Genomic DNA, 14,325 nt, shown 5'->3' on the forward strand with positions numbered 1-14,325 from the left:
GGTCAGGTCTGAGCATGATCCTGCCGCTGGTCGCCATCGTGGTCTTTGCGGTCCTGCTGGCGTTTTCGCTGATCCGCATGATCGAGGTGGACACCGACATTCGCGTCGATGCGGAACGCAACATGCTGTGGGTCATGCACCAAAGCGAAAGCGCGGCGCGGCGGCTGGTCGAGGCCACGCTGCGCGCCGAACTGGGCGAGGCGGACGCAAGCGAGATCGCGCTGCGCCTCGATCTGCTGCGCAGCCGCTTTGCGCTGCTTGGCGACGGGCCGCAACAGCGCTTCATCACTGATATCGGGCTTGCGCCCCAGATGGCCGATCTGCGCGTCGCGCTGCAAGCGCTGCGCCCGCCGCCCGAGGATTTCACGACCGCCGAGGTTCAGCAGCTTCGCCTTGCGATGGCGCCCTTTGCGGCGTTCTTTTCGCGCGCCGCGAACAAGACGATGATCCGCGAATGGGATGATCTGGGCGGCAGGCTGGAGACATCGCGCGAGCAGTTGCATCAGATCATCGTCTCGCTCCTCGGCATCATGCTGACCGGCGGCGTTCTAACCATTACGCTGTTTCTTGCGCTGCGTCATTCACGGCGCAGCAACGACATGCTGCGCCGCGAGCGTGATTTCTCCGCGCTTTTGATCTCGTCCAGCGGCGAAGGGATCATGGCCGTCGACGATGCAGGAACCTGCACCATCTGGAACCCCGCGATGGCCGCCATGACGGGGCGCACGGCGCAGCAGGCGATTGGCCGGAAGATGTCCGAAATCGCCGGTTTCTTCGATATAACGGCGATGCGCCGGGCGGTCGCCGCCTCGCTGGATGGAAAGGACAGCAACCTTGCGCTGCAACCCTATTTTCGCGACGCGGAGGAGCCGCCGCTGCATGTCGATCTGAAGGTCTCGCCAATGCGCGATCACGGGCGGGTCATCGGCGCCATCGTCTTCATGCACGACGCCAGCGATCGCTACGCCGCGCGCGAAAAGGAGGCCGAGAGCCGCGCGCGTCTGGAACAGCTGGTGGCCGAGCGCACGCGCGAGCTGGACGATGCGCTCACGCGGGAACGATCGGCCGCCGACCTTTACCGCAACTTTGCCGGCATGATCTCGCACCAGTTTCGCACGCCTCTGGCGGTCGCCGATTCCGCGCTGCAACGGCTGATCCGCCGGGGGCCGCGCGCCGATGCCGCCGAAATCATCGAGCGGGCCACCGGGGCACGCAATGCCATCGCGGGGCTGACGCGCCTTGTCGAAAGCACGCTCGATGCCGCGCGCCTTCAGGCCGGACAGGTCGGCGCGCGGCGCGCCCCGTGTGACCTGATCGCCCTGCTTGACATGGTCGGCGCGCGCCAGCGTGCGGCATCGCCGGGCGCGCGGATCAAGCTGCGCCGCGCCGATGCGGTGGACGCCGCCGCCCTGTGCGATCCGGCCCATGCCGAACAGGTGATGGAAAACCTTCTGTCGAATGCGGTCAAATACGCCGATCCGGACACGCCCATCACGGTGCGTCTGCATAACGACGATCGCAGCGTGCTGTGCGATTTCAGCAATACCGGCCCCGCGATCGACGAGGCGGACCGCGAGCGCGTCTTCGAGTCCGGGTTTCGCGGCGCCAACAGCGCCTCGACGCCCGGCACCGGTGTCGGGCTCTTCATCGCGCGAAGCCTTGCGCGCATGCAGGGCGGCGAAGTCAGCCTGCTGCCGGGCGGCGCCGGCACGACATTCCGACTGGCACTGCCGCGGCTTGCAGGGGCGGCGCGATGACCGGCACCCTGCCCGCGCCGCTGATCCTCGTGGTCGAGGACGAACCCGCCCTGCGCCGCGACATCGTGGAGGAGTTGCAGGAGGCCGGGTATCGCATTCTGGCCGCAGCCGACGGGCAAGAGGCGCAAGACCTGCTGGCAGGTATCACGCCGGATCTCGTGCTATGCGACATCACCATGCCGAAGCTGGACGGCTACGGCCTGCTTTCCACCTTGCGCGGCGAGCGGCCCGACCTTGCCGAGACGCCCTTCGTCTTTCTCACCGCGATGTCCGAGCCGCGCGACGTGATCGAAGGCAAGCTTCAGGGCGCGGATGACTACCTTGTCAAGCCGGTGGATTACGATCTGCTTCTGGCGACGGTTGATGCGCGGCTGCGGCAGGTCCGGCGCATCCGGGGCCAGCTTGATCTGCGGATGGATGAGATGCGCGAGGCCATCGAACGGCTGCCCGATGGCGGGCCCCAGCGGGTGCTGGACCTGATCACGCTCGGCATCGTGCTGCTAGACGGCAAGGGCGAGGTTGTCCATGCCAATCGCGCGGCGCGGGATATGACCGAGGAAGCGGGCTTCATCTCAATCCGGCGCGCGGCGCTGAACGCGGCGGACCCGCTTTGCGACAAGTCCCTGCGCCGGGCGATCTGCGAGACGCTGAAGGCCGCGGCGGACGGCACCGAGGCAACAGCCGGGGTCATGCTGCACCGGCCCGGCGACGGGCAATCCATCTCGGCGCTGGTGTGCACGTTGACGCCGAAGGGACCCGGCGCCGCGCAGCAGCCGCACGTGGCGCTGTTCCTGTCGCCGCGGGCGCAGGCCATGAAAGTGTCCGAGCCCCTCCTGATCGACCTTTTCGGCCTGACGCCCACCGAAGCGCGCGTCGCCGCCAGCCTGACACGCGGCGCGCGCCCTTCCGACATCGCGGGCGAGCTTGGAGTCTCGCAGACAACGATTTCCTTTCACATGCGCAATCTGTTTCAGAAAACCGGCACCAATCGCCAGACCGACCTCGTCGCGCTGATCCTGGCCGGGCCGATGGCGGTCGAGACACCATCCGCGCGCGAGCGATCCTGACCTGGGCACGCGATGTCGGGCGCCCGTAACACGACGTCGCAGACCTGTTTAGCCGAGCATTCAATGGTCGGAAGCGAACCTTCGGCAACAAGCTGAACACAGTAAGCTATGCGGGAAGCTATGCGGGATTTCGTTGCGCTTTGCAGTTGACTACGTCCTTTCCGTGCACGTTGCGTGCCCAAGCACATCTGCCCCGTGTGATTTGACGGGAAGAAGGTGATTGACGTTGAGATCGTAAAGCCTCCATCGACGCGGATGAGATCGCGATCCAATCGCGATGGTCGCTTATCGCGCGGCAAGATCATGGTTCATTCATTCCGATCCTTTCGGCCGCGGCCGTTATTCGAAAGCGACTGTCGGAAACGGTGGAGCCGGGCGCGCGACTTGCCCATTCTGCCGTCACTTTGCCAGACATTCTGCGCGAGATGCGCGCCTATGACATCCAGACAGAAGCAGCGCCCCCAAGGCAGCCATTCGTCATTTGTGCATCAGTTTTGCTACACCGAACGGATGGCGCTTCGGATCGCCGTGCAGAAATCTTCCAAGAGCTTCCGCTCCGTCGCCAGCCTGCGACGCAGCGATCGCGGAAGTTCGAGTTGCACCCCTTCGCCCGAGCGGGTCCGGTTGCAGATGTTGGTTTCATGGACGCCAGGCAACGCCTTGTTAATTTCCGCCCCGAAGTCTGCGTCGCGCAGCGCGGCGCCAATAGCATCGCGTAAATCGATTGCGCGGCCTCCCAGCCATACGGTGTCAGTTCCGTCATCCTTTCGGCCGTGGATCGCGACGGCAGTGGAAGCCCTGCCGACAAGGTCGAGCGCATGAGGCTCGTCGAAGCGGTGCGAGGTGATGTGAAAGTCGCCGTGCCTGCCGACCTTCAGCGCCTCGAAAGCGTAGAAGGAAAGGTCGGTCCCCGCAATTGCCTCGGCGATTTCCGCTGTTTCAGGTTCAATGGTCCCTCCGTGCGGGGCGAGGATCACCACAGATGTGCCGCGATCCGCGCAACGGATGTCGTAGTCGTCTCCCAGCTTCATGTCGGCGGCGAGATCTTCGAATTTTTGGTAGCGATCAGCCATCGATCATTTTCCTGTTCATGGGCTCGCCAGCATATGTCCGCGGATTTGCGCGTCTAGACGTTCAGCTTGCTCACTTTTTTCGAGATTTTCCCGTTTTTCCGCTCAAGGGCGATGATCTCTCCAAATTCGATATTGAGCCATTCGTCGCCGTCTTCGGTCAGGGGCTCGGACGCGAAAATTGCGGACGTGGCCTCGCCTTCCGGGCAGACATCGACCTTGTATGAATTCGCATGGTCCTGAAAATTCTTGCCCGTCAAAAGGTATAACGGCTCCAGAAGCATGGAGAGCGCCATGTCGTCCTTGCCGGGCGCGGATGGCCTCAGCTTTTTCCAGTCGCCCGCGGGGTCAGTCTCCCCCTCGTGCCCGCAACCATAATTGACGCCAATGATCCGGTTCGGCGCGACCAGGGCGATCTTCAGTTTGGTCAGCGCAAACAGATCGAGCGCCTTCATGGCTTGAAGTATGACTTCCAGCAGTCTTTCGAACCCTTTCCGAACCTCCTCGTCGCTGTCGCTCTCAAGCAGTGACAGGAGCAGAACGTAAAGGAATTCCGTATCGGTGGTGCCGCGCATCTGCTTGAGATACCGGTCCTCGCAATACGGAAGCAATTCCCGTTGCAGTAGCCGCCAATTCGGCAAGGCACCGTTCTGGGCAATGATCCAGGGCGTGCCGTCAAAAGAGAAAGGATGACAATTTTCATCCGCCTGGACAACGCCCGCATCATAGCCAGATGCCCTTACATGCGCCAGCAGGGTGCTGCCCTGAAGGCTCGGGATGACACCTTTGGCATTATCGTCATAAAAAGCGGCCTTGGGTCTATGATAGAGCAATGGATCCTCCGGTTTCAGAAGGTGTTCGCTCCACATTCCAAATCCCCAGCCCGCCAGCTGAAGGTGCGGATGAAGCTCGGGGTCCAGGCTCTGATTGATCAGGCTGTTCTCCGGCTCCAAGAGCAGGCTCTCAAGCGGTATTTCCGGCCCGATATAGGCAAATACGCGGCACATGATTTTCCTAACTTCTCAATTGAACGTAAGCCGGACAGGATCGCTGCGCAGTGGGCCCGGACCATGCAAAGTCGCTTTCTGCGCAGGGCCGACCTTGCCGCCTGGCGCCGCGATGCGCAAGCTGGGCTCGGAAATGCCCCGCGGATACACCGCAGCGTTTCCATGAGCCAATGATCTGTCAACATCGGGTAATCGATGTCGAGAGCGTGACGGGTGCCGATTGCGAAACAGCCCGGAACGCCCACAAGAAACAGGGTTCCAAGACGTTCAGCCGATGGCTGTCGCCGCAACCCATGATCTGGATTTCAGCGTAAACGCAGCGCGCCCCGCTCAAGGGCGCGCCATCGCCATGTCAGACGGAACGGGTCAGTCCCCCGTCGATCCGCAGGTTCTGGCCGGTCATGTAACCGCCACCCTCGGACGCGAGCCATGAGATCAGCGAGGACACCTCGTCTGCCTTCCCATAGCGCCCCATCGGGATGCGCGCACGGCGGTCTTCGGTTTCAGGCAGGCTGTCGATGAAGCCCGGAAGGACATTGTTCACGCGGATATTATCGGGGGCGTACTTGTCCGCATAAAGCTTGGTGAACGCGGCAAGGCCTGCGCGGAACACGCCCGAGGTCGGGAACAGCGGATCGGGCTCGAAGGCCGCGAAGGTCGAGATGTTGATGATCACGCCGCCACCCTGCGCCTGCATCAGCGGCGTCACCAGCCGCGTCGGCCGAACGACGTTCAGCAGATAGACTTCCATGCCAAGGTGCCAGTCATCATCCGAGATATCCAGCACCGGGCCCTTGGGGCCGTGTCCCGCCGAGTTGACCAAAACATCGACACGGCCCCACCGCTCAGTGGCTCCGTCCACCAATGCGGCGATGTCGTCGGTCGAGCGATTGGACCCGGTCACACCAAAGCCGCCCAACTCCTCGCCAAGCGCCTCACCCTTGCCGGACGACGACAATATCCCGACGCGAAAGCCGTCTGCGGCCAGTTTGCGGGCTGCATCGGCGCCCATGCCGCTGCCACCAGCAGTTATGAGCGCTACTTTTTCTACTGACATTGAACTCTCCATCATTGCTTCTCTCCCCAGTCTAAGGAAATGTGGCGATCATTGCGCGCAAGAATTGATGTCGTCTGACAGTAGGAATACTATCACCACATGACGCAAATCCCGCCCCTCAATTCCTTACGCGCTTTCGACGCCGCAGGCCGTCATCTGAACTTTCGCGCTGCGGCTGAGGAAATGGGCGTGACGCAAGGCGCGGTTGCGCAGCAAGTGCGGCAGCTCGAAGCACATTTGGGGATTCCCCTGTTCGAGCGGTTGCCCAAGGGATTGGCGTTCACGTCAGTCGGGCGCGGCTATCATGCCCGTGTCGTCACGGCGTTCGAGGAGTTGCGCGCGGCCACCGCGACATTGCGCCCCGAACCGGGCAGGGTTTTGGTTAGCGTCACGCCGACCTTCGCGGCCAAGTGGCTCATCCCGAACCTGCCGGATTTTTCGGCGACACATCCGCAGATCGACCTGCAAATCCTCGCCACTGAAAAGGTTTCGAGCTTTCATGGCGACGGGATCGATGTGGCCATCCGCCAAGGCAAGCCGCCCTTCGGCGCTGCGCTGGATGCGACTCGTCTGTTCGGGCAAGAGATCATCGCCGTGGCGGCCCCCTCGCTTGTCGCACCGCACAGCTTGCCACTTTCACTGGAAACCCTGTCACATCTGCCGAAGTTGCACGATGCGCACGATCTGTGGCCCGCGTTTCTCAGGGAATTGAAAGTGGATGATCACGGCGGCCATGGGCTCAGATTGAGCCAGACCGCCCTTACCATGGACGCCGCACTCTCGGGTCAGGGCGTAGCCCTTGTCAGCAGATTTCTCGCGCAAAGGGACATTGCGGCAGGTCATCTGATTCAGGTCATTCCCCAAACGATTACGGGCGACCAACACTTTTACATGCTTACCCAGCGGGAGGCGAAACGCGGTGCCGCGAAACATGCGGTTGTTCAATGGTTTGCAGCGAAGGCAGAATAGGCACAGCTGGAGAAACGGCCCAAAGCTGCCTTCCGCGACCAAGCTGAGCGCTGCAGCGCAGCTTTCCCGAAACGGATGTTGATCGCCAGCGCAGCATTTTGGTTGATCGAACGAGCGGATCGCGGACAAAGCGAGGGTTCGCTACGCGTGCTCATGCAGTTTGTCCCTCCAGAATGATCCGCTCAGTGAGGCCGACGTTTTCGTCTTGTCTGACTGCGGCTTTCTCGCGGAGCGTCTGTCGATCTGCGGCCACTGCCCGTTCGGCCATCCGGCGCAGCACGTGCGCGCATCCGCGGCGCGCAGCGCGTTGTAGAGCGAGCGTTCCAGAGCGGTCGGTCGAGCGTCGTCCAGAGAGGCCATCGTGTAGGCGTGGCCGGTGACCAGGGCGCGCGCCGAGCAGCCAATACCTCTCATTCGCGATTTTCTACAAGGGAGCGTGTTCAAAATTTCGCAGCCGACAGCGTTTCACGCGTCTGCTCGACAGAATCCTCGATCAGCTTGAGGTCTGATTCAGTGATCGGGTCAGGCGATACGTTGAGACGCGCGGCCAAATCGGCGTCGAAGCGGATCGTCGCGGCCATCGGGAAATGATCCGATCCGATATAGGCGAGCCGCTCGATCGACACGATCGCCGCATCCTCGGTCACGTAAAGCTGGTCGATCGGAAATCTCATATAGATCTTCTCGGCATCGAAGCTGGCAAAAAGCCCTCGTCCGATCCGAGGATCGAGATACTGCCCGGCATGCTTGAACGTCCTTGACGTGTCCGACCACGCCACATCGTTGAAGTCACCCGTCACCACAATCGGGACACCGGATTTGCGCGCGAACCGTGCGGCATAATAGATCTGCGCATCGCGCTTCTCGGTGTCCTGCCCCGGCACCGGCGGGCGCGGATGGAGGCCGACAAAACGGAACGTTGTCCCGTTCGGTGCCGTCAGCTCGGCGAAGACCGACGGCGTTTCGTCGGTGGTCAGACGGACGAATTCGGCCTTCTGCGCCGGAAGGCGCGTCGCAAAGAGCATCCCGTAATGATCGTCCTTCGGCTGGCGAATGATCGTGGAGTAGCCAGCCAATGCGGGTTCGACAGCGTCGATCCAGGCCTGATCGGTCTCCATCAGCAGCAGGATATCCGGGTCGAACTTTTCGATCTCTCCGAGCAGCAGGTCGTGGCGCTCGTTTTCCATCAGCACGTTGGAGGACAGCATCCTGACCGCGTCCGGGCCGTCACTCGCCAGCTTCAATTCGACCGGCGCGAAAACGGTATAGGGATAGATCCGCCACAGCTGATAACCGCAGGCCACCACCATCAGCACCGGCACCACGACGCGCGTCACGCCGGGCACGAACAGCGCTGCAATCAGAACCGCCCCGCCGACGACGGCGATCTGCGGCCGCGGAAAGTCCATCGCCCTGATCCACCAGACGTTCGTGTTCGCCATCGGCAAGAAGGTGACGACGACGACGACGCAGGCAACAAGCCAGCAGGCGCCGACGACTGCCCAAAAGAGAATGTCTTCCATGATTGCCTTCGGTCCTTTTATCGCCGCGCTGCATTCGGCGGGTGCCTACCCCCGCTGCCTTCGAGACCCTGCGCATGGGTCATGGTGTCCATCTCGGCCTCCGGCTGGTCCGCTACCGCGCTGAGTGAGCCGTCTGTCTTCAGAGCCACGGCCGCCACCTCGCTGCGACAGGCAAGTCCCGAGCCGCGGATGACTGCCAGAACTTCCTTGGTAACACGCTGCCTTCGCATCGACGATTCCAAAAAATGCGCCGCGATGGAAGAGCAGCGTCGGATTGGTCTTGATGAGGTGCTGGAAACGCGCGGAGCGGACCGACAGGAACGTCACCCTTCGGCCAGAGAGCATCCGGGACGGTGACATCATTGCTGTCGACCGGCCGGAAAGAGGCGTCTTGGACGGGCGGTTCTGGCGGTGCAATCCGGCCGGTCAGCAGAAAACTCCCGACGTTCGGTTCGGACCCGCCCGTTTCTCAGGAATTCCAGATCAGGATTTCGCCAAAAGGTTGCAACGCCCAATGTTTATAGCGTTCGAGGCCCGTTTTGTGATACGCTTTGGGTGATACCACAGCTTGTTTCTGCATTCCCTGGCGCGCGCGCCAGCATTTTATCAAAGACAAATTCGGCCAAGTCAGGACAGTGATGCCGTCTGTTACAAAAACTCTCGGGGCCGCTGCCCTGATCGTTTCACTGGCCCTTCCGGCCAGGCCTGCGGCACCTCAAAATTGCGATCCGCGTGATTTCATGAACGAGCCGTTGTCTGCGGCGTCCAGTCATCCCGTATGGGTCCAGGCGATCGCGCTCGCCTTCCCGCAGCTGCAGATCCTCGGGTCACGCGAGTTCCGGATCGCCTATGACGGCGAGATCATCGCAGCGGATCCGCCCAGCGCCCGCGCGATGCCCGAATTGATTGCGGCGCCGACGGTGGGTGACCAGTTCGCCATCGCTTATACCCTGTCGCGCACGCTCGATCTGCGTGCCACCCCGTATCACGATCCCGGCCGCGCCCGGCACGACGGGTTTCTGAAACTTCTCTACGGCGCAGAACCGGGCGTGGTGGAGCAAAACCTCGAAACCGTGGCCGCCGGACCTGCGCTATACCGCGCGACCCGGCGGCACGGGGTCGCCTGTCAACTCGCCGCCGCCCTTGCGGAGATCGATCTGAACGATGACCGGATCGCGCCGCTCTTTGCCGAGGTCGGCGGCAGCTACAACTGGAGGCGCATCGCCGGCACGGACCGGCTGAGCGCGCATTCCTATGGCATCGCCATCGACGTGAACGCGTCGATTGGCGGCTACTGGCGCTGGACCGGCGCGACCGAGGGCAAGGTAGGCGCCTATCGCAACAGGGTGCCGTGGGAACTGGTCGAGACGATGGAGCGCCGCGGTTTCATCTGGGGCGGCAAGTGGCATCACTTCGACGGTATGCACTTCGAATATCGGCCAGACTTGATTCTCTACAGCAGATTGACGAAAGGAGCCGAGCAATGACCGCTCGCGAATGGATGGCCGCGCTTGCGGTGGCTCTGGCGACAGTCGCGTCGTCGGCGCATTCTCAATCCCTGATTGAAACCTATCTCGCCGATATCGGCGAGATCGACCGCCGCAATTCGTCGGGTGCGCAGCTTTCCGACCCGGCTGCGATCCTGACCCAGGATCGCGCGAACGTGCATCGGTTCGGGTATCGGCAGGCCGGGGACACATCCGACGGCATATTTCAAAGCCGCGAGATGCGCGCGCGGATGCCTTCCCTTCTGGCGCGCGGCAGCATGTCGCCAGCCGCACAGGCGGCACTCCGGTCGGGTGCCGCCGCCCGGTTGGAGGTACAGATCTGGGGGCAAGGCACTACGCCGGCATACCTGACCGTTGACCTTGCGGCGGCTGGGCAGGCCGCCGTCGCCGATCCGGTATTGAGCCCGGCGGAACTGTCCCGATCCGCCCGCAGCATCCAGTCGGCTTTGAACGCGCGAGGGTTCGATGCGGGGCCGGTGGATGGGCAACCGGGCCAGCGTACGCGATCGGCCATCGCCGCCTTTCAGCGCGGCATCGGCGCGGCACCGACCGGCGTACTTACACGGTCCGAACTGGCGATGCTGACGGCCGGAGCGCCCTCTGCGGGGCCGAGCTTCGATTGCCGTCGCGCCGGGACACCGACCGAAATCGCGATCTGCGCGAACCCCTCGCTCGCCGCGCTCGACAGCGCTTTGGCCGCGGCATGGAACGCAGGTGGCCGCCGGGCCGACCAGGCGGCCTGGCTTCGAAGCCGGGATGCCTGCGGGGCCGATGTGGCGTGTCTTGAACACAGCATGCGCTCGCGCGTCTTTGCTCTCGGCGGCTCTCCCGGACAGTCGCAGGCCTCCGGTCAAGTTGCGCCGGGTCAGTCAACAGCGACCGGGCTTGGCGCTCTTGCATCTGCTCCCGCAGCGGTGGCAACTGCTCCGCTCTCTTCGGGGCCGCGTGCGCATTTCGACCAGGGCACCCTTATCGATGCACCGGACGGCCTCGCGCGCAGGCTCGCGCTACTGGAGATCAAGCGTGATCCTTCTGCGCTCGACGACACGAGCGTCCTGGATGCCATCCGGCGGCTTCAGAACGCCGAGACGGATCCGGCCGATCGCACCTTCAACGCGATGAACGCAATCGAGAAAGAGGATTCCCGCGCTGCCCTGCGTGCCGCCCTGCTGCAGGAAGCCGAGACCGTGCGTCCTGTCACGCCCGAGGATCCGCTTGCAGTGACACTCTACAGTCATTCGCGGCCGCGCGAATTTGTCGAAGGCACGGGCCTCGAGCTTGTCGGCGGTGCCCCTCAAATGGTTCTCAACGCGCGCCCCTATCCGATCGGCTCAATCGTTGTCACATTGCCGGACGAGATCTCGGGCCCGCTGCAGATAAGCCGGTCCGAGGCGGCCGCCTTCATCGACCGCGTATCCGAAGAGCACTCGAACGGTCGGCAGCCGCGAGCCGTGATCTGGGGGCAGATCACCCGCATCGGCCAGGACGACAGCGTCGAGAGCTTTGCGCGGCAAGTGAATCAGCGCGGAGCGCCCGCCACGTTTGAGCCGCTGCGCGCGGAGTTGCATTTTGTGGCAATGGACAGCAGCCGCCGATCGATCCTGCCGCTTGAGCCCGGCAGCGAACCGGTGCATCGCTGGCCGCTGGGTGGCGCGGAGGCCCCGAGCGGCAGGCAGAGCGCGCTTGCCCTGGCGCAGTCGCTCGGTCTGCCGACCGTGGACGGGGCGCTGGACGTTCCGCTGCCTGCGCAACAACGCAACGCGCCCGGCTGGGGGCAGTTCACGGCTTTCGCTTGGCTTGGGCAGCATCCCGATGCGCCGCGCGAAGGCAACGCCTTCGTCGGCGTGGCCCGGGGATTGTTGTCGGAAGCGGATCATCGCAGTTTCTTCGGGCAGCCGCGCTACCCGAGTACGGACATCGTCCGGAGCGTGACGACCGCGGGCTACGGCTCCGACCCGTTTCAGGACGAATTCGCCCGGCGCGATGCCAAGCGGGTCTTCTTCGAGCGGTATTACGATTCCATTCTCACGAATGCGCCAAGCTGGCCGGTCCAGGTCCGGCACAGTGTCGTGCTGAGGCTCGGCACCTACAATTTCGACACCGAGAGCTTTCCGCTCCAGCAAATGCAGGGCAACCTGTCGAACGGGCAGTTCCGTGTCGTCGATCTGCCTGCCGACGCCCGCAACCAGGGCCTCGCCTCGGCGGAGCGGTTCGGCAACCTGCCCGCGGAAATCCAGGTGCCGCCCGATCAGGCGCGGGTGCTTCGCCAGATGGCGCAGGACGGTCTGGTGCAACTGGTCTGGTGGGCCGATTTCGACTATTCCGTGGATACCTCCGCCATCGAGCAGGCCTTCGGCAGCTCCCGGAACAACACGATGCGGACCGGGCAAGGAACGTTGCAGCGCATCGGCATCTATGCGGGTGCGGCGCTTGACGTAGAGGTGCTGTCCTTCCAGGTCGAGGATCTTCTCATCCCCTCTCCCGAGACGCCCACCGAACCGGCCGAGCCTGTCGCATCCGATTTCGCGCGCGAGGTCGCGGAGGCCGAGACGTCCGACGGGGTCGCGATCGCCGGCCATGTCGCCCGGCTGCTTGGCGCAGGCGGGTTCGAGACCGTCGCGAAACTCATGCCCGAGGTGAAGCAGGCCAACGAATTCGACGCGCCCGGCGCCATGCAGGCCGCGACTGCGCAACTGCGCGCGGGCGCCGAGACGTCGCTTGTGATCCGCAGCGGCATTGCGCTCGGAACCTACGACCTCGAGAACGGAACCTTCGGCTTTCGCGCGGACGGGCTGAACCTTCGAACAAGACAGGGTGATCTGCAGGTGACGATCAGCCTCGTCGGCCCTGATGCCTTTGCCCCGCTTGAAATGGATCAGGCGACGGCGCGCTACATCGTCGACCAGCGATCGCGCAACATCATGCTGCTTGCCGAACTGACGCCCGAGACTGCCGAACGCACACATGCCCGAACGCAGAATATCTCGCTTCTGGCCCGCCCCGAGCGGATCGTCTTCTACACCCAGGACGAGAACAACTTGCCCAAGGTCCTCGGCGAAAGGCGCTTCGACGAGGCAAATTCCGAGGCAGAAGCTCGGATCGCCCGCCGGTTCGAGCCAGGAGAGTTCGCCGGACTGGACGAGATCCGCGTCGAGGTGACGCCCCACATCACCGACCTGATCGCCCTGCGTGATGGCTACGAGCCGTCAGTCGAAACGCTGCCGGACATCGTTGCTGCCGCCTGGGCAGCGCGCGATGCAGGCTTGCCCGGCCCGGCCGTTTTCGAGGCCGGACAGGCCCGGCCGGATCCGGTGTGGATCACGCGGCACCGCGAGATGCTCCTGTCCTGGCTTCAGGCGAAGGCCGCGGCGCTCGGTCAGGATTTCACGGTGCGGGTCATGGGCGGCAACGATCGCTCATGCGGTAGCTTCCGTGAGGCTTACGGTCATCTTGACCAGCAGGTCATGACCGCGGTGCCGTCTCTGCGCGAGGACCAGAGCGATCTTGCGCGACGTCTGCGCGAAGAAAACGGCCCAATGAAGGTTTCACGTCGATACGCGATCACGCGGACCCGCCCGCACGCCGAGCAGGATCGCTGCACCAATGATATGGTCATTCTCGTGCTTGAGGACGCGATTCACGAGGGGCGTCCGAGCGCCGGTGCCGTTGCCACGCAGATCGCGTTCACCCTCGGCGCGGCCGAGCGCGTGGAGGGGACCGGCAAGGTCCCTGGGCTGGTGCTGAGGGGCGCGGCGACAGGAACCCGGATCGAGATGGGCGATGGCACGCTCGGCCCTCTGCTGACGCCTGCAGCGGTGCCGGAGACCGGCGACACACAGCAATCCGTTGACGCCGCGCAGCAAGCCGAGGCGCCCCCCTCCCGCGATGAGCAGATCGCCGCGGCCCAGGCCAGGATTTCACCGCAACCTTCACTGCCTCAGCCCGAAGCGTCGGCAGACTGGCCGAAAATCACGCTCGAATCGACCGGCGATGCGCAACGCGACCTTCTGGGGATCGCACCCGGGCAAAGCATGCAGGAAGCTGCGGCAATGCTGTCTGCGCTCGACGGCGTCGAAGCGGTGTTCGAAACCGCCATGCCGCCCGACGGGACCGTGTCCGCAGCGCAGCGCGCGCTCGGATACCAGAGGGTGTATCTGCGCCGCGGCGGCACCGAGGCGCTCACGATCGCCTCCTGGGCACCGGAGGGCGAGGTCGTCGGCATCATGCGCCGCATGGCCCTTGCGGACGGCAGGTTGCCGTTTGATCGCATCGTTTCGGCCTTGACCGACATGAGAACGGCGGTGCGAAAGTCGGCCGCGGTAGCGGCGGGATGAGCCTGCTGCGGGCGGCGTAAAAGTCGTCCACCT

General features: G+C 63.7%; 9 protein-coding genes. 5 read left to right on the forward strand and 4 right to left on the reverse strand.

Features of this window, described 5'->3' with window-relative positions; translation table 11 throughout:
* Positions 1-14: 14 nt before the first annotated feature.
* Complete coding sequence (locus DC366_RS03545; RefSeq protein WP_165802835.1) at positions 15-1,757, forward strand: sensor histidine kinase; 1,743 nt, start codon at positions 15-17, stop codon at positions 1,755-1,757.
* On the forward strand, positions 1,754-2,824 hold the full coding sequence (locus DC366_RS03550; RefSeq protein WP_108690751.1) for a response regulator: 1,071 nt from the start codon (positions 1,754-1,756) through the stop codon (positions 2,822-2,824). Before DC366_RS03545 ends, DC366_RS03550 begins: the two co-directional genes overlap by 4 nt.
* A gap of 497 nt (positions 2,825-3,321) precedes the next feature.
* Here the strand turns inward: DC366_RS03550 and DC366_RS03555 are convergent, their stop codons facing one another.
* The 3 genes from DC366_RS03555 to DC366_RS03565 form a co-directional block, all read right to left on the reverse strand.
* Positions 3,322-3,897: a poly-gamma-glutamate hydrolase family protein gene (locus DC366_RS03555; RefSeq protein ID WP_108690752.1), complete on the reverse strand. Its 576-nt coding sequence runs from the start codon at positions 3,895-3,897 to the stop codon at positions 3,322-3,324.
* Between the two features lie 53 nt (positions 3,898-3,950).
* Positions 3,951-4,847: a class II glutamine amidotransferase gene (locus DC366_RS03560; protein ID WP_243405022.1), complete on the reverse strand. Its 897-nt coding sequence runs from the start codon at positions 4,845-4,847 to the stop codon at positions 3,951-3,953.
* A 406-nt stretch (positions 4,848-5,253) separates the two neighbouring features.
* Positions 5,254-5,958, reverse strand: a complete 705-nt coding sequence (locus DC366_RS03565) for an SDR family oxidoreductase (protein WP_108690754.1) — start codon at positions 5,956-5,958, stop codon at positions 5,254-5,256.
* A 99-nt stretch (positions 5,959-6,057) separates the two neighbouring features.
* Between DC366_RS03565 and DC366_RS03570 the strand changes: the two genes are divergently transcribed.
* Positions 6,058-6,927, forward strand: a complete 870-nt coding sequence (locus DC366_RS03570) for a LysR substrate-binding domain-containing protein (protein ID WP_108690755.1) — start codon at positions 6,058-6,060, stop codon at positions 6,925-6,927.
* 440 nt (positions 6,928-7,367) lie between these two features.
* Here DC366_RS03570 and DC366_RS03580 read toward each other — a convergent pair whose 3' ends face one another.
* Positions 7,368-8,450: an endonuclease/exonuclease/phosphatase family protein gene (locus tag DC366_RS03580; RefSeq protein WP_108690757.1), complete on the reverse strand. Its 1,083-nt coding sequence runs from the start codon at positions 8,448-8,450 to the stop codon at positions 7,368-7,370.
* 551 nt (positions 8,451-9,001) lie between these two features.
* Between DC366_RS03580 and DC366_RS03595 the strand changes: the two genes are divergently transcribed.
* Both DC366_RS03595 and DC366_RS20040 read left to right on the forward strand, forming a co-directional pair.
* Entirely contained in the window at positions 9,002-9,937 is a 936-nt protein-coding gene (locus DC366_RS03595) for a M15 family metallopeptidase (protein ID WP_133176164.1), read from the forward strand.
* Positions 9,934-14,292 carry a peptidoglycan-binding protein gene (locus DC366_RS20040; RefSeq protein WP_108690761.1) on the forward strand — a complete coding sequence of 1,453 codons (4,359 nt, stop codon included), beginning with the start codon at positions 9,934-9,936 and terminating at the stop codon, positions 14,290-14,292. Before DC366_RS03595 ends, DC366_RS20040 begins: the two co-directional genes overlap by 4 nt.
* Positions 14,293-14,325 lie beyond the last annotated feature (33 nt).

The sequence above is a fragment of the Pelagivirga sediminicola genome, from assembly GCF_003072125.1.
Classification (GTDB): domain Bacteria; phylum Pseudomonadota; class Alphaproteobacteria; order Rhodobacterales; family Rhodobacteraceae; genus Roseovarius; species Roseovarius sediminicola.